This window comes from Agrobacterium sp. 22-226-1 (assembly GCF_053522345.1).
Map to the genome: position 1 here is coordinate 36970 of NZ_JBNWCP010000025.1, position 14889 is coordinate 51858.

Sequence of the window (14889 nt, forward strand, 5' to 3'; positions counted from 1 at the left end):
AAACGAAGCGTGGCCGTTATGCAGCCGGCGGGGATTCTGGGCGCCATCATCCTTGTCCTGACCGGGCTCTACGGTCCCTACCGCATCAATCTGACGCCAAGCGAACCGCTCGGTCTGTGGCGCATTGTCCCGCTTGGCCGACCGGCAGCTGTCGGCGACCTCATCTTCATCTGCCCACCGGAAACGGCAGATATGCTGGTTGCACGAGCGCGTGGCTACCTGCGGTCCGGTTCGTGCCCGGGCGGCGTCGCCCCTCTGATCAAGACGGTGGTCGCGGTTGCGGGTCAGTATGTCGAGATCGGGGCCCGTGTAAGAGTTGAGGGACGCGACGTCCCCTCCTCCGGACTTGCGCGGCAGGACGGAAGAGGGCGGCCACTGACGCCGTTTCCGGGCGGGATTGTGCCGCCTGGCCATGTCTTTCTCCATTCCGCATTTCGCGGATCTTACGATTCCCGCTACTTCGGTCCGCTGCCCGCTGCCGGTATTCTCGGTCTCGCGCAGGAGGTGCTCACCCATGCTCCAGGATGATCGTCGGCCAGCATTGTTGATATCGGCTTCGACCCTGACCGGCCTGCTTGGCTGGAACGGGCATGTCGTTCTCTTGCCCTTCGCGATCGGCTTTCCCGTAGTTTGGTCGATGGCGAGCAGTCGACTGGTCGCGGCACTGGTCTCTGCCGGATACTTCCTTGCCGCATCCCGGGGTTTGCCCCAAGGCGTGGCCACCTTCTATGTATCAGATATCTGGCCGGGCCTGCTGCTCTGGTTATGCGCTTCCTTGAGCTTCGTTGCCGTGCATTCGGCCCTGTGGACCAGGGTTGAGGGCGCCCGCCCATTTCGCTATCTGCTGGCGGCCTGCTTCATGGCTGTGCCGCCATTCGGTATTACTGGCTGGGCGCACCCCGTCACAGCCGCCGGTGTTCTGTTTCCTGGCTGGGGTTGGTGGGGGCTTGCCTTGATGACAGCTGGACTTGCGAGCCTGACCACCCGCATCTGGCCTGTCGTCGCTATTGTCCTCGCAGGCTTTTGGCTTTGGTCCGCCGCATTCTGGGCAGACCCGAAACCGCCAAAGGCGTGGCGTGGCGTCGACCTGGAAATGGGTGCTTCACTTGGCCGGGAAGCCGGTCTTCAACGCCATCGTGATCTTGTCTCGCTTGTGCGGGCTGCAACGGGAAATGGCGTTCGGTTTGTGCTGTTGCCGGAAAGTACGCTTGGTTTCTGGACGCCGGGCGTCGAGCGTCTCTGGGCAGCCGGGCTGGCTGACAGCGCTGTCACTGTCATTGCCGGTGCCGCGGTCGTCGATACAGAGGGCTATGAGAATGTCCTGGTGACGATCGACCGGACGGGCGGCCGCATCCTTTACCGCGAGCGCATGCCGGTTCCCGGTTCGATGTGGCAACCGTTGCGACGATGGGTGGGCGAAAGTGGCGGTGCAAACGCTGATTTCTTCGCCAACCCTGTGGTCGTTGCCGGGGTCAGCCCGGCAACTCCGCTGATCTGTTACGAGCAACTGATCATCTGGCCGATCCTGCAATCAATGCTGCACGATCCTGACTTCATCCTTGCGGCCGCAAACGGATGGTGGGCCAAGGGGACATCGATCGTCGCCATCCAGCGGGCCGCAACGACAGCCTGGGCAAAGCTTTTCGACAAGCCGCTCGTCATGTCCTTTAACACCTGAACCTCCAGGAGACGTTATGTTAGACGCTGCCCTGATAAAAGAATGCGCAGATCCTTCTCTCAAGCCCGCCATCGTCGAGCAATTCGTCGAGGCCGCAGGTTCACCTGATCCGCTGGCGATCACTGTCAAATCGGGCGGGCGACTGATCCTCGTACCGAAAGTCCAAACGGCCGGCGAAGCGTTGGAGGTCATCAGGCAGAATGTCAGTTGGGCAGTCGTTCGCGTGGGCCTGACGCAGTTTCCGGCCGGGGTGGCCGTGAAAGATACCGCCGCGCTGAAATCCGATCTCCTCGAGCCATGTGCGAACCTTCGCACCGGTACCGCGATGTTCGCGAAGATCCTGCGGATCGTGAGCAAATGGTACGGCAATCCCGGGAGCGATGAAGTATTTCCCCGGATATTCGAGGATGCGGTCTATGCCTGGAAGACAGGCGAATTCGAAGGTTTGAATGTCTTCCAGGCGGAGGATCCGGGATTGACAGCCGCCGTTCCGCAGCAAACCAGGGCGAAGACTGTCACCCCGAATGACGACGACAAGGTGACAAGCCAGGAAAAGCAGCCGGAGACTATTCGGGAACGTAACGGAATACGAATCGATTTGTCCCGGATCGGAGGGTAGCCGTGGTCGGCAACCCAGGTGTCGACGGCTTTCGAGATGCTTCCCCGTTGACTGTGTGGGGCGAAATCAACCTCTGCCTGGCCGGAACATTCTGCCGTACTTGATGGCGGCTCCTTCAGTGGGCCAGCCAGGGACGATATCGTCGACAGACCACCCGCTTTTTCAGAACTCTGCCGGTGCTGGTGTCAGCGGGTTCTCCCGTGCCCTGCCATTCTGTGCTGTCATACGGGCATATCGAGCAGGCGGGATGCCAGTGCGCCGGGTAAAGGCCACGCTGAAAGTACTTGCTGATCCATACCCGACACGTTCGGCTACGTCCTCGATTGCGAGATCACCCTCCCGCAAGAGCTGCCTTGCCAACGCCATGCGCCAGACCAGAAGGTATTCCATCGGCGGAACCCCTACAATTCGATTGAAGCGCGAAAAGAACGCCGAACGGGACAGCGCTGCCTCCCTCGCGAGATCGACGACGGTCCAGGGATGGCCGGGACGGGCATGCATTGCCCGAAGTGCACCCGAAAGGCGCTCATCACCAAGCCCCCTGCCGAGGCCCTGTGCAGAGGTGGTATAGGTTGAGGACCGTAGTGCCTCGATCAACAGCACCTCGATCAGGCGCTCCAGAACAGGTTCGCGCGCTGCGCGCCACTCCCGCGTCTCTTCGTCGATCAACTGCATTAACGTGGCAAGCCGGGGCTTGTCGCGAACCAGAACCACATCCGGCAACAGGGAGACGAGCAGGGCCGAATCCGGTGTGCCGAAGCTGCAATGCCCGATACGCATGCGCAGACCGGGTGGGCTGTCATATGATCCGGCACGAAAATGTCCTTCATTGATCTTTGTGGGCACCGTTGCAGGCAAGTCGGCTGCAGCATCGAAGCTTTCATTGACGAGATCGCGCATGGCAGGCGCCAGAACGAAGTCTCCGGCCTGCAGTGTCAAGGTTTGACTGCCACCGAAAGTGACCCGGCATTTCCCTTCCAGAATCGCGCAATAAAACGGCTCCCCCGTGCCCTCACGGCGTATGCGCCATGCGCCGGCACACTCCACCAGTTTCGACAACCGGGCGGCGGGTTGGAGAAGTGTGACGATCTCGGCGAGCGGGTCTGTTGCCATATTCCGGACTATTGCTAAAGAATGGAGGACTCCAGACTATATAAAGTCTCCATTAGGGTCACTACCATAATCTCACACCCACTTATGGAGACAATGATGCCCGCAATTCTGATAACCGGTTGTTCCTCAGGCTTCGGTCTGGAAACCGCAAAACTGTTTCTCGAAAAAGGCTGGGATGTGATTGCGACAATGAGAACGCCCAACGTGGGATTACTCCCCGCGTCCGGGCGTCTGCGTGTTCTCGCGCTTGACGTTACCGTCCCGGAAAGCATCTCGCAGCTTGTTGAGACAACAGGACACGTCGATGTTCTCGTCAATAATGCCGGCTTCGGCGCGCCATCCCCGATCGAACTGACCGCATCTCAAACTGCAAAGTCACTCTTTCAGACAAACACGTTGGGAACACTGGCCATGGTCCAGGCGATCGTCCCGCAAATGCGCCGTCGCCGGGCCGGCGTCATTATCAATGTCACGTCCTCGGTTACGGTGAAACCGCTCCCGGTAATCGGGGTATATCGCGCCAGCAAGGCCGCAGTGAACGCGCTCAGCGAGTCCCTGGCGATAGAAATGGAGCCCTTCGGCGTTCGCGTCCATATCGTTTTGCCTGGACGTTCGCCGGAAACGAGTTTTGGTACCAATGCTCGCCCACACCTGCGCGGCATGGACGACGCAGACTATGCGCCTCTTCTGCAGCAGTTCGTCAGGAATGTTCAGGACGACAAAGGCCCCGTGACCCACGCGCGCGACGTCGCCGAGGCAATCTGGAAGGCTGCCACCGATCCGTCCACTCCACTGCGTATTCCAGCAGGGGCAGACGCAGAGCTTTGGATGGCTGAGGCAGGCCTGTAATCAGCGAAATAGCGATCAGATCGGTGTTGCTCCCCCGGGCACTGATATTGGTGAAGCGGTCAGGCATTGGATATCAATGCCCGACCGCTCATGCTTGCCCTGATCGTGCGTGGCGTGGGCGGAGATTTGTCTTGCCTTGGGATACCTCCGTGAATGGTAGTTCATCAAGGGGGCAACGGTTGACTGGAAAGGTGGCTATCGGGGACTCCCTGATTTCTGCGGGGTGACAGGTGAATGCCCGCCAGCGTGCAGCGCACGGAACCTCCGGCCATCTCGATTGATGGTATATTGAGCGGAACAATTCTCGCACACTCTTCGATCGCCTCTCGCTGGGAGGTGTCCAGCGATGCCAGAGCAGTCGTGGACATGGCCAGAATCCGGCCGTTACGCCCTTCAAGTTCCAGGGCGTTGCCCGCAAACCTGTCAATCTGGTCATCACGCAGTTCAATGACCTCCCTGCCCGAACCGTGCAAGCGAACCAGAATCTCTTTCCGTCGCGGGATGTCGCGTATCATGCCGGTGCCGATCAAGGCGAAATCGGTTCCAATGCACATCAGCACATTGGTATGATAGACGGCCACCCCTTTCGCGTCGTACGCGTCAAAGACCATGGGCTCGAAGCCGAACTGCGTGGCAAAGCGTTCGAGCGCGACGGGATTTGTCCGGTCCGAACGAACCGCATACGCGACCCTGTCAATGTGATCGAGAACCATTGCACCCGTTCCTTCGAGGAACAGTCCATCAGGTTCCAAACCGGAGTAGTCGATAACCTGCTGCACGCGGTATTCGGATTTCAGCATTTCGATAATATCGAACCGCCGCTCCCGCCGGCGATTACTTGCCCGCATGGGATAAATGGCGACATGCCCGCCGGCATGTGTTGAGAACCAGTTATTGGGAAAGACCGAGTCGGGTGTCGTGGTTCCCTCATCTTCGAACATATGGACGATCACACCGTGATGGCGGAGCGTTTTGGCAGCACTGGTGATCTCGGCATAAGCCTTTTCCGCGATCCCCGTAAGATCGATGTCCGCGACCTGAAAGCTGTTGTCGTCCGCCGTCTGCTTGTTCACGGTGAAATTATGAGGCCGGATCATCACCACCGCCGCCGGCGCCTGCGCGGAATATCGCATGAGTTCAATCCGTCTTCTGGCACGTGATGGCTGCGCGTTGAAGGGCGAGGTCCCCTTGCCCTGCCAGCTTGCAGATTGTCAGCGCTGTCTCGTAGGATTTCACAAATGCCGGGACCGGCAGGAATTCGAAGCGTGAATGGAAGTTACAGGCGCCCGTGAAAAAGTTCGGCGTCGGGATGCCGCGGGCGGATAATGCCGCACCGTCAGTCCCGCCCCGCATGGGGACTATTTTCTTTTTTATCCCGAGCTCATCAAGGGCGTTGAACAACAGGTCAGCCGCGCGGGGATCGGCAGCAAGATGATCGCCGATATTATCATATGTGTCCGAAACGGAGCTGCGAACCGAGCCGGTTGGGTATTGCGCGGCAACAAGTGCCGCCACCTCGCCGATCCGCTTCTTCCGCTCTTCAAAGCCACCCCGGTCGAAGTCGCGAATCATGACTTTCAGCCGCGCCTCGCTGTCGCTGGCGCTGAGATCCCTGAACCAGAAATACCCTTCCCTGCCGGCGGTGTGTTCAGGCGTATCCTTCCGATCGAAACGGGAAATGAAATCAAACGCCATCAAAAGGGGATTCACGAGGACGCCCCTGGCCGACATCGGATGAGCGCTGACGCCCGTGAAAATAATCTCGCCAGATGCCGCGTTGAAGTTTTCCACCACCACCTCGCCCAGCTCGCAGCAATCGATCGTGTAGGCGAAATCGCAGGGAAAACGCGTGAGATCGAGTGCCTTTGCTCCACGCAAGCCGATTTCCTCGTCAGGAACGAAGGCAACCACGATATCACCGGAAGGAACATCGTCCTCCAATCGGGCGAGCAGGGTCATGATCACCGTGATCGCCGCCTTGTTATCGGCGCCAAGAACACTTGTTCCGTCACCGAAGATGATGTCCTCGCCCTTCCAGGGTTCTATTTCCGGATGCTCAGCGACCCGCAGCCAGATGTTCTTATCCTCGTTAAGGCATAAATCGCCACCTTCGAAACGCCTGATCTGCGGGTTGATACGCGGCGATAGCCCGACATCGACCGTGTCGAGGTGCGCGATGAAGCCAATGCGCGGCACATTCGCATTTGAACCGCGCCTTACCGCCGTGACGATTGCATTATCGTCGACAAGCACATCTTCAAGACCGAGCTCCCGAAGTTCCTGCGCCAGCAGCAAGGCAAGTTTCAGTTGTCCCGGCGTCGAGGGCAGTTCGGCTGCTGCTGCATCGCTTTGGCTTTCGATGCCGACATACCGGAAAAACCGCTCGAGAAGCTCGTCCCGTATTCCGGTTTCGGCGCTTGCCGTCGTGTCCATGTTCTTTGCTCCGTAATCTCTGAAAGGTTGCAGTTTGAAGATCCTGGTACGTCCCCTTCGTACGAGAGCTGCAAGGCAATTCGCGCTGTCTCGTGTTCCAGGTGATCCATGGCTCAGGGCCGAAGAATGCCGACGTCGTCGCGTATTTCGATCCTCGTCCCCAGCTCGGCAGACTGTGCCTGAAACCGTGTGAGGATGCGGTCCGCTCTCCCGTTGGTCGCAAGATGGGGCGCAAGACGTTCCTCCAGCCGCGAATGGCTCAAACCCTCCTCGCCGCCGATGACAACGGGATGGAAATCGATCCCTGTGACGCGGTTGTCGGTGTCAAAGCTGCAAACGCCTATCACACTCTCCCAGACCTCCGGCGCGTGCCAGGTTGATTTTGACGGAACATGGAATATGAAATTTCCAAGACTGTAAAAGATCGGCCGGCCGTTATAAATCTCAAGTGGTTGAAGGACAGGTGCTCCGTGGCTCAGGAACATGGAGGCACCTGCGTCGATGCAACGGCGGGCGACGGAGCCAACCCAGTCAGGGACCTTGTACCAGTCGGACGCCCAGTGATGATGATGCAGATAGGCGACGACCAGATACCCCTCGTTCGCAGCTGACGCGATTTCCCGGAGATTTCGCTCCATGTCGGATTCATCGATGCGAACATTACGCCCAAAACGTCCCGCCCGCTTGAAAATTGTCCGGCCGAGCGCCAGTTCGTCGACGGGGTCCACGAAGGGCGGGTCATTCGGCTGACTGTCATTTGAAAGGTCAATCGCCGTATATCCGACCTTGTCCCGGATCGCGGCCAGTTCTTCAAAGGCGCGGTCGTCTACTTCAATCAGCTGCGAAAGTTTGAGCCGGTTGATGCCGGGGCGCGCTGGCCGCCGTTCGTCACCGTCGGCTGCATACATGAGATCGGGTCCAGGTCCGCCATCCATAGCAACCATCGCCACACGGTTTGTACCAACCACTCCCCTCGCCGCCTGGGCCGCCTGCCGGTGATCCCGTCCGATCCCTGCATGCAGCATCCGGCGCCGCTCCACTTCGTCCAGGGTTGCCAGAATCCCTGGCGGTCCGAGATCGAATGCGTGGTTGTTGGACAGCGCGAGAGCGCCAAAACCCGTCTCTGCCAGAGCATCAAGCACGGTTGGCTGGCTGCACCCGAAAAAGGAACCTTTCAATGGCCAGCCGCCCTGATCCCCAAGAATCGTGCCCTCGAAATTTGTAAAGGAGAGATCTGCTTTTCGGAGGATATTCCGGACCGCCTTGAATTCCGCGGCATCGATATCTCGAATGTCGTGCTTGATGAGAGACTGGCCGGTGACGGCCACAGTAAATCGTCCTGTCATATGCTTTTGCCTGTACTGGACCGCCCTCGGGGGCGGCATGTTGAGGGACAAGCGCAACAACGGCGCCTGTTGAGCTGGGTGCTTCGAGCCGGACGGGATGTTCCCCTGGGACACTCAGTTCGTGAACCTTCGTGGGCGGGCGTCTATCAGAGTTCGCGTGTAGGGATTGCGCGATGTCGAGAACACCTCATCGCAGGGGCCCTGGTCCTCGATTTTGCCGTCTTTGAAGATGGAAACGGACTGGCAGAGCTGTTGCACGACCGCCAGATCATGCGAGATGAACAGCATCGACAGGTTCTGGTTTCGAACGGTTTCCCGGAGCAATTCGATAATCTGGGCCTGCACGGAGACGTCGAGCGCCGAGGTTGGCTCGTCAGCGACGATGATCTGCGGTCGCGCCAGAAGGGCTCTTGCGATGCACACGCGCTGTTTCTGTCCGCCGGAGAGTTGGTGCGGGTAACGGGCGAGGAGACCTGGTGCAAGCCCAAGTCGTTCCATCATTGCGTCGAGTGAATGTGGTTGGCTGTCGCGTCGCGGGCCCGCTCCGAAGCGAATGCTCTCGCGCAAGATGTCGCCAATGCGCATCGCGGGGTTCAGCGAAACAGCGGGATCCTGAAAGATCATCTGCACACGTCCAAGCAAACCACTGCGATGCCCGGGCTTCGTCACGTCATATCTGCGGCCGTCGAGGATCAGTGAGCCGCTCGAGGCGGTTTCCAGTCCCGCAATAATTCGACCGAAGGTCGTTTTTCCGCTGCCGCTTTCCCCGACAATACCGGTGATTTCACCGCGTGGCAGTGTCAGACGGGCGTCCGTCAGCGCATATCGTGAGAAGCCCTGCCCTCGCCCCGGAAGCAATGACAGTCCCCTCGCGGGGAAAGACTTTCGAATGCTTTCAACGACAAGTGCCGGGTTGTCTGCAACCCGTGGAGCGACAATGGTGTCCTTCTCCGATGGGCCAATTTGACCGTTTTCCTTGCCATCCGCAAGCGTCAGGGAAAGGCGTGGAACCGCAGCCAGAAGTTCACGCGTATAGTCCTCCGCGGGTTCATCGAGAACCTTGGCGGTTGCGTTTTCCTCGACGACCTTTCCCTTGCGCATGACCAGCACACGATCCGTCACTTCCGCCACGACGCCCATGTCATGGGTGACCAGGATTATGGAGATCTCCGTTTCCTCGACCAGGGTGCGCAACAACTGAAGGATCTGCTTCTGCACGGTAGCGTCCAGCGCGGAGGTAGGCTCGTCGGCGATGATGATATCCGGCGATCCTACCAGCGCCATGGCGATCACCGCGCGCTGTCTCTGTCCACCGGAAAACTGGTGCGGAAAGTGACCGTAGCGGCGCTCGGGGTCCGGGATGCCAACCCTGCCGAGAAGCTCGAGGGCCCGTGCGCGGGCCTTGTCGGCGGACAGCTCCGTATCATGGGCTCTGACCGTCTCGGCAATCTGGCTGCCAACGCTCATAAGCGGATCGAGTGAGGCGGTATGATCCTGAAACACTGCCGAGATCCGTCGGCGCCGTCCCGTGTCATGCGGTTCGTCGACCGGATTGAGGACAATACCGTCGATTGCGATCGTACCCGACACCTGCTGGATGTCAGGAGGTAACAGTCCAAGTATCGCATTTCCGATCGTTGATTTTCCCGCGCCCGACTCCCCGATAATGCCCAGGATTTCACCACGCCCGATCGTGAAGCTGACGCCGCTCAGGATTGTCAAAGGCCCGGAGGAAGACAGATGGCGGAGCCCGAGGTTGCTGACCTCGAGAAGAGGCATGACTGGATGGGCCATCGTGTGGTTCGTGGATGCTGTCGCTGTGCTGTTCATCGCGGCTTGCTCCTTGGGTCGAGGCGCAGGCGAATGCCCTCGCCCGTAAAATTGATGGCGGCGATCAGGCAGAACAGTGCAAGGCCCGGGAACAGGCTGATCCAGTATTGGCCGGTTAACAGATACTGAAATCCGTTTGCGACCGCCGAGCCGAGCGACGGTTTGTCCAGGGGAACGCCGAGGCCGAGGAAGGAAAGAGTTGCTTCAAGTGCCACCGCATGCCCCACCTCGATCGGGACCAGGCTGACGGCCGGAGCGATGCTGTTTGGAAGCAGGTGGCGGAATATGACCCTGTGGGCGGGCAAACGCATCAGGCGTGCCGCGTCCATGTAGGGCTTTTGGGTTTCACTGAGAGCGACGCCCCGCACCAGCCGTGCATAGGCGGCCCATTGTGCAATCACCAATGCGAGAATGATCCGGTCTACGCCCGGGCCAAGTGTCACGATGGCAATCAGTGCAACCAGGATTGTCGGAAGGCTGAGCTGCAGGTCGACAAGGCGCATGATCGTCACATCGACCCAGCGGCCGAAATAGGCGGCGCTCACCCCGGCAGTCAGGCCGATCAGGGCAGCGATGGCGGAACTCGCAAGCGATACGATCAGGCTGATGCGCAATCCATAGAGGATGGTGCTGAAGATATCCCGTCCAAGCCCGTCGGTACCGAGGAGGTAAATATAGCCCCCGCTGCCAACGGTGCCCGGAGGCGAAGACGCCTCCCACCCGAAAATCTGCAGAGGATCGTAGGGGTTCTGTGAGGCGATCAAAGGTGCTGCGAGCGCTGCCAGAACGAAAATGCACAGGATAATCGTTGATAAGCGTCCTGATGCGAACAGGAGTGGCCGTCGATCTGACTTGTCGGTGCGCGCGCCGAGCGCCCGCAGGATAAGCGGTTTCATGATATTCCCTTCCTATGACGACAGGCGCACGCGCGGATCGGCAACGGCGTAGTAGAGATCGACGATCGCGTTCAGCGTAACAAAGCTTGCGGCGGTGAATGTCAGGCTGGCCATGACGACAGGTCGATCCAGCAACTGGATGGAGTCGATCAGGAGCTTGCCAATCCCTGGCCAGGCAAAGATCGATTCAACCACAACAGCGAAGGCGAGCATTCCACCAAACTGCAGGCCGATGATCGTCACCAGGGGGATGCTGATGTTCGGCAATGTATGGGCAAAAAGGATTCGTCTCGGCGACAGCCCCCGGGCCCGGCAAAAGCGCGTGAACTCCTGTTGTTCGACCTCGATGGTCCCGGACCGCGTCAATCGGGCAATCAGTGCGATGTTCGGAATGGCCAGCGCCAGCATCGGGAGGATCATGTGCCGCAATCCGTCTGCGGTCAGAAAACTCCATTCGCTTCCTGCGAGACTGGCCGTCATGCCTCTCCCGCCCGACGGGAACCAGCCGGTCAGAACCGCACCCGTCAGGATCAACATCATGCTGAGCCAGAACGAGGGAATGCTGAGAGCGAACACACTGCCGTTCAGCACCGCCCGGTCGAGCAGGGTTCCTTTTCCCCGGCCCGCAACGAGGCCGAGGCTGACGCCAGAGATGGCTGACAGGAGCATTGCCGCGCAGGCCAGTTCCAGCGTCGCCGGCAGTTTGCTGAGGACGAGACCGAACGCAGGCTGGTGGTAGATGTATGACGTACCGAAGTTGCCGGTGATTACGTTTTTCAGGAACAATCCGTATTGTTGCCAGACCGGCAGATCGAGCCCGAGCGCGATAGTCGCACGCCTGATATCCTCTGGCGTGGCGGTTTCGATGTTGACCACGTTGAAGACGGGGTTGCCAACGCTGTGGATGCCGATGAAGCCGATCAGCGACATGGCAAGGAGCAGGAGCAAGGCCTGCGAGAGCCTTGCTGCGATAACGGATATCAGACCCATGGGCTTACTCCGTTGCCGCGATTGTCTGCATCGCCGTCGTCCAGCCGCGGGGGTGCATCACATAAGATCCAACTTTCGGGCCGTAACCGACGATGTGGTGGAAGTGATAGAGCGGGATGATCGGCTGGTCCTTCATGGCAAGCTCAGTTGCCTCTGCAAGTGCCGCATTTCGCTCTTTGCCTTCTTCGATAGCCTCTGCCTTTGCGAGGAGCGCATCAAAGGACGGGTTGCGATAATGACCGAAGTTCAGAGCGCCAGTGCCGCGTTCCTTGTCCGGAGACGCAAGCAACGCTTGCAGGATGACGTCCACGGATTCGCCAGAGGTCCCGCCGTACCAGGCGGCATATTCGCCGGCAGCGCGCTTGGTGTTGAACACCGAAAATGGTGACGCCTGGGGCTGAACAGAGACGCCAATGCGCGCCCAGCTCTGCGCGACTGCCTGAAGGCTGTCGCTATCGCCCGGGTAGCGGCCGGCAGGTCCAGCAAGAACCACATTGAAACCGTCCGGATATCCCGCCTTCGAAAGCATTGCCCTGGCCGCATCATAGTCGGGGGCTTGTGCCTTCAGATTGGGAGAGGTGCCCGGCAATCCTTCCGGAAACACCTGTGATGCTGCAGTCCCGTATCCGGAGAGGATCTTTTCCGCGATGACACTGCGATCCGTGGCAAGCGCCAGGGCCTGTCTCACCCTTAGGTCGCGAAACGGGTTGGGGATCGGGGCGCCGGATTTGTCGGTAACGCCGGAAACCTTCTCCTTCTCGACGTCGAACTGCAGGAAATTGATACGAGCCGCACTGATACTGGCGATGTTTGCGCCGCGCTGTTTCAATGAATTGACGTCCCTTGCCGGGATTGAGTCAGCGACATCCACATCACCGGAAGACAAGGCCGCGACACGCGCTGCCGGGCTTTCCATCACCCTGAAGGTGACCGTTGGCCACGCGGGCCGGCCACCCCAGTAATCATCGTTTCGCTCCAGTCGCAGTGTTTCGCCGGAACTCCAGCTTTCGAACCTGTAGGGACCGGTCCCAACCGATGCACGTCCGGAGTTGAGTTCTTCCGTTGTCTGAAACCCCTCCCCCCGCTTGTGCATAATGAAGACCGAAGACATCAGCAGAGGAAAATTCGGGACGGACCCTTCTGTTTCAAAGGTGACCGTCAATGGATCCGACATCGTGACGGACTTGATACCCGTCACGTAGGAACGGTATCCGCCGCTCGGCGATTGCAGGAAGTTGCGGATGCGCTCGATGGAATAGACGACATCCCCGGCCGTAAAGGGCGATCCGTCGTGAAATCGGACGCCGTCACGCAGTTTGAACTCCCACCGTGTGTCGGAGATCATCGACCACGAGACCGCTAACCCGGGCTTCAGAGCCAGTTTTTCATCCTGATAAACCAGTCTCTCGTAGATGTTCGAGAGCAGCGAGGTATTCTCGTTGAGGTTCGCATAATGCGGGTCGAGTGTCATCAGCTTGTAGGATGTCGCAATACGCAAATCGGACTGAGCCTGGGCGCTGGCCGGAATTGCAGGTGCAGTGAGAACGGTGAGCGATAGCAAGGCCGCTGTTATGGCCATTGGTCGAAATGCGTTGGCGAAATTGATCATGGAGTTCCCTTTTTGTCGTTGGAATTCGGACAGCCGGCACCCTTGCTCCGGCGGGGCCTAAGCGTGGCTCAGCAGTCAGAAGCTTGAATCGGAAATTCGGACCTTTGGGCCCGTCGGGTAAATGGAACGATGCTCGAATTTAGGAGAGGACGACCTTCCCGTTTTGATCCCCTGCCCTGGTTGGTTGGACAGGTGCAGTCATCCGGCGTGACGACGGGTTGGCTGTGCCGGACATGGATAACGAACGACGCGGAGGACTTGAGTTGAAATCTGCCCTCGCGAAATTAGGCATAGTTCTGCTATTGTCGGAATCAGCCATGATCCGAGCTCCCTAACAGCTTGATTGTGGTCAGGTCGGGTATGGTGTTGACGCACCTGCCCGATCGATGAGCTGCACTTTTCCCTACAGAATGATAGAAGTCAATCAGAAAGTTTGCCTTGGCCACAGAACCTCTAATAACTAAGGAACAATGCCGCGGGGCTCGGGCGATGCTGGGCTGGAGCCAGGGCGAACTGGCAAAAGCCGCGAGCGTTTCAAGGCAGACAGTCGCAGACTTCGAAAGAGGCGCTCACCTTCCGATCAGTAATAATATTGCGAGTCTCGTGAAGGCCTTCGAACGAGAGGGGATTGAATTCATAGAAGAAAATGGCGGCGGGGTCGGTGTTCGCTTCAAGAATCCGCGTTAGCCGAACGATCTGATATCTGTATGAGAGGCGAGGAAGTTTCCTCGCCGCGAGGTACCGGACAAACCAACAGAAAATCGCAGGCATGTTGCGATTGGCGCCGGTTTTCTTCGATGGAGCGTTTCCCTATTTTCTGTCAGACCGAAGTTTTTGGAATATCTGCCAAGACGAGTTTGTAAGCGCGCGCTTCGACAACAGCATACATCGTAGTGACGCAAATCTAGGCAGGCTCTTATGGTTGGTGACTCTGGACGATTGAATTGATTGCAGACAGCCGAAAACGAGGAATATGAAAATCCCACAGGAAGATAACGCAGCGATCCATTTGCTGGGGATGGAAATGCCGGACGTCGCGCTGAATGCGACCGATGGCACCATCGTTAACCTTAGAGGCTGGGGTCTATCGGTCGTATATGCCTACCCACGCACCAGTCCACCAGGCGGTAGCGATATTGATGGATGGAATGAAATACCCGGAGCAAGAGGTTGCACGCCTCAATCTTGTGCTTTTCGCGACCATTTTGCTGAGTTGAGGCGACTAGGGGTAAACCGACTTTTTGGCCTTTCGACGCAGACGACTGAATATCAGAAAGAGGCCGCAGACCGGCTTCATCTGCCATTTCCACTGCTTTCTGACAAATCGCTATCGCTGGCCAATGCCCTAAACTTGCCCACGTTTGAAGCCGGCGGGCTTACCCTACTCAAGAGGCTGACGATGGTCATTGAAGATGGCAGGATCAAGCGTAAGCGGCAAGCTGAGACCGTTCAGCGCGTGTAATTCCAGGGCATGAGTGCATCGAGATCGCTGCTGGGCCAACCATTGGCTATGCGCTCGAGTGTCT

Annotated in this window: 14 protein-coding genes; 6 read left to right on the plus strand and 8 right to left on the minus strand. The window is 58.6% G+C overall.

Annotated elements, in window-relative coordinates; translation table 11 throughout:
• Positions 1-18 precede the first annotated feature (18 nt).
• From traF to ACQZ5K_RS25610, 3 genes are read left to right on the plus strand one after another with little or no spacing between them, the layout of a single operon-like run.
• Positions 19-528, plus strand: coding sequence for a conjugative transfer signal peptidase TraF (gene traF / locus ACQZ5K_RS25600; protein WP_448741888.1), 510 nt, complete (start codon positions 19-21; stop codon positions 526-528).
• On the plus strand, positions 515-1678 hold the full coding sequence (locus ACQZ5K_RS25605; protein ID WP_448741870.1) for a conjugal transfer protein TraB: 1164 nt from the start codon (positions 515-517) through the stop codon (positions 1676-1678). Before traF ends, ACQZ5K_RS25605 begins: the two co-directional genes overlap by 14 nt.
• Positions 1679-1694: 16 nt before the next feature.
• A complete protein-coding gene (locus ACQZ5K_RS25610) occupies positions 1695-2297 on the plus strand; it encodes a TraH family protein (RefSeq protein WP_448741871.1) in 603 nt (200 codons plus the stop codon).
• A 162-nt stretch (positions 2298-2459) separates the two neighbouring features.
• Here ACQZ5K_RS25610 and ACQZ5K_RS25615 read toward each other — a convergent pair whose 3' ends face one another.
• On the minus strand, positions 2460-3410 hold the full coding sequence (locus tag ACQZ5K_RS25615; protein ID WP_448741872.1) for an AraC family transcriptional regulator: 951 nt from the start codon (positions 3408-3410) through the stop codon (positions 2460-2462).
• Positions 3411-3506: 96 nt separating this feature from the next.
• Between ACQZ5K_RS25615 and ACQZ5K_RS25620 the strand changes: the two genes are divergently transcribed.
• Entirely contained in the window at positions 3507-4259 is a 753-nt protein-coding gene (locus tag ACQZ5K_RS25620; protein ID WP_448741873.1) for an SDR family oxidoreductase, read from the plus strand.
• 164 nt (positions 4260-4423) lie between these two features.
• On the opposite strand, the gene ctlX is transcribed toward ACQZ5K_RS25620, so the two are convergent.
• The 7 genes from ctlX to ACQZ5K_RS25655 all read right to left on the minus strand — a co-directional run bounded on the left by ctlX (position 4424) and on the right by ACQZ5K_RS25655 (position 13360).
• On the minus strand, positions 4424-5392 hold the full coding sequence (ctlX, locus tag ACQZ5K_RS25625) for a citrulline utilization hydrolase CtlX (protein ID WP_448741874.1): 969 nt from the start codon (positions 5390-5392) through the stop codon (positions 4424-4426).
• A 4-nt stretch (positions 5393-5396) separates the two neighbouring features.
• On the minus strand, positions 5397-6692 hold the full coding sequence (pepT, locus tag ACQZ5K_RS25630) for a peptidase T (protein WP_448741875.1): 1296 nt from the start codon (positions 6690-6692) through the stop codon (positions 5397-5399).
• A 113-nt stretch (positions 6693-6805) separates the two neighbouring features.
• Positions 6806-8038 carry a CapA family protein gene (locus tag ACQZ5K_RS25635; protein WP_448741876.1) on the minus strand — a complete coding sequence of 411 codons (1233 nt, stop codon included), beginning with the start codon at positions 8036-8038 and terminating at the stop codon, positions 6806-6808.
• Between the two features lie 114 nt (positions 8039-8152).
• Entirely contained in the window at positions 8153-9868 is a 1716-nt protein-coding gene (locus tag ACQZ5K_RS25640) for a dipeptide ABC transporter ATP-binding protein (RefSeq protein WP_448741877.1), read from the minus strand.
• The gene (locus ACQZ5K_RS25645; protein ID WP_448741878.1) at positions 9865-10764 is read right to left on the minus strand and encodes an ABC transporter permease; all 900 of its coding nucleotides are present in this window, start codon (positions 10762-10764) and stop codon (positions 9865-9867) included. The genes ACQZ5K_RS25640 and ACQZ5K_RS25645 overlap by 4 nt, the downstream gene beginning before the upstream one ends.
• 12 nt (positions 10765-10776) lie before the next feature.
• Positions 10777-11754 carry an ABC transporter permease gene (locus ACQZ5K_RS25650; RefSeq protein WP_448741879.1) on the minus strand — a complete coding sequence of 326 codons (978 nt, stop codon included), beginning with the start codon at positions 11752-11754 and terminating at the stop codon, positions 10777-10779.
• Positions 11755-11758: 4 nt separating this feature from the next.
• Positions 11759-13360: an ABC transporter substrate-binding protein gene (locus ACQZ5K_RS25655; protein WP_448741889.1), complete on the minus strand. Its 1602-nt coding sequence runs from the start codon at positions 13358-13360 to the stop codon at positions 11759-11761.
• Positions 13361-13852: 492 nt separating this feature from the next.
• Here ACQZ5K_RS25655 and ACQZ5K_RS25660 point away from each other — a divergent pair, with 492 nt between their 5' ends.
• Positions 13853-14050, plus strand: a complete 198-nt coding sequence (locus ACQZ5K_RS25660; protein ID WP_448741880.1) for a helix-turn-helix transcriptional regulator — start codon at positions 13853-13855, stop codon at positions 14048-14050.
• Positions 14051-14336: 286 nt separating this feature from the next.
• Complete coding sequence (locus tag ACQZ5K_RS25665) at positions 14337-14825, plus strand: peroxiredoxin (protein ID WP_448741881.1); 489 nt, start codon at positions 14337-14339, stop codon at positions 14823-14825.
• Positions 14826-14889 lie beyond the last annotated feature (64 nt).

Bases quoted from the DNA above. Each gene is read 5' to 3' on its own strand.
- ACQZ5K_RS25660 (WP_448741880.1), top strand. From the start codon at position 13,853: ATGCTGGGCTGGAGCCAGGGCGAACTGGCAAAAGCCGCGAGCGTTTCA.
- ACQZ5K_RS25620 (WP_448741873.1), top strand. From the start codon at position 3,507: ATGCCCGCAATTCTGATAACCGGTTGTTCCTCAGGCTTCGGTCTGGAA.
- ACQZ5K_RS25610 (WP_448741871.1), top strand. From the start codon at position 1,695: ATGTTAGACGCTGCCCTGATAAAAGAATGCGCAGATCCTTCTCTCAAG.
- traF (WP_448741888.1), top strand. From the start codon at position 19: ATGCAGCCGGCGGGGATTCTGGGCGCCATCATCCTTGTCCTGACCGGG.
- ACQZ5K_RS25615 (WP_448741872.1), bottom strand. From the start codon at position 3,410: ATGGCAACAGACCCGCTCGCCGAGATCGTCACACTTCTCCAACCCGCC.
- ACQZ5K_RS25605 (WP_448741870.1), top strand. From the start codon at position 515: ATGCTCCAGGATGATCGTCGGCCAGCATTGTTGATATCGGCTTCGACC.
- ACQZ5K_RS25645 (WP_448741878.1), bottom strand. From the start codon at position 10,764: ATGAAACCGCTTATCCTGCGGGCGCTCGGCGCGCGCACCGACAAGTCA.
- ACQZ5K_RS25635 (WP_448741876.1), bottom strand. From the start codon at position 8,038: ATGACAGGACGATTTACTGTGGCCGTCACCGGCCAGTCTCTCATCAAG.
- pepT (WP_448741875.1), bottom strand. From the start codon at position 6,692: ATGGACACGACGGCAAGCGCCGAAACCGGAATACGGGACGAGCTTCTC.
- ACQZ5K_RS25640 (WP_448741877.1), bottom strand. From the start codon at position 9,868: ATGAACAGCACAGCGACAGCATCCACGAACCACACGATGGCCCATCCA.
- ACQZ5K_RS25650 (WP_448741879.1), bottom strand. From the start codon at position 11,754: ATGGGTCTGATATCCGTTATCGCAGCAAGGCTCTCGCAGGCCTTGCTC.
- ctlX (WP_448741874.1), bottom strand. From the start codon at position 5,392: ATGCGATATTCCGCGCAGGCGCCGGCGGCGGTGGTGATGATCCGGCCT.
- ACQZ5K_RS25665 (WP_448741881.1), top strand. From the start codon at position 14,337: ATGAAAATCCCACAGGAAGATAACGCAGCGATCCATTTGCTGGGGATG.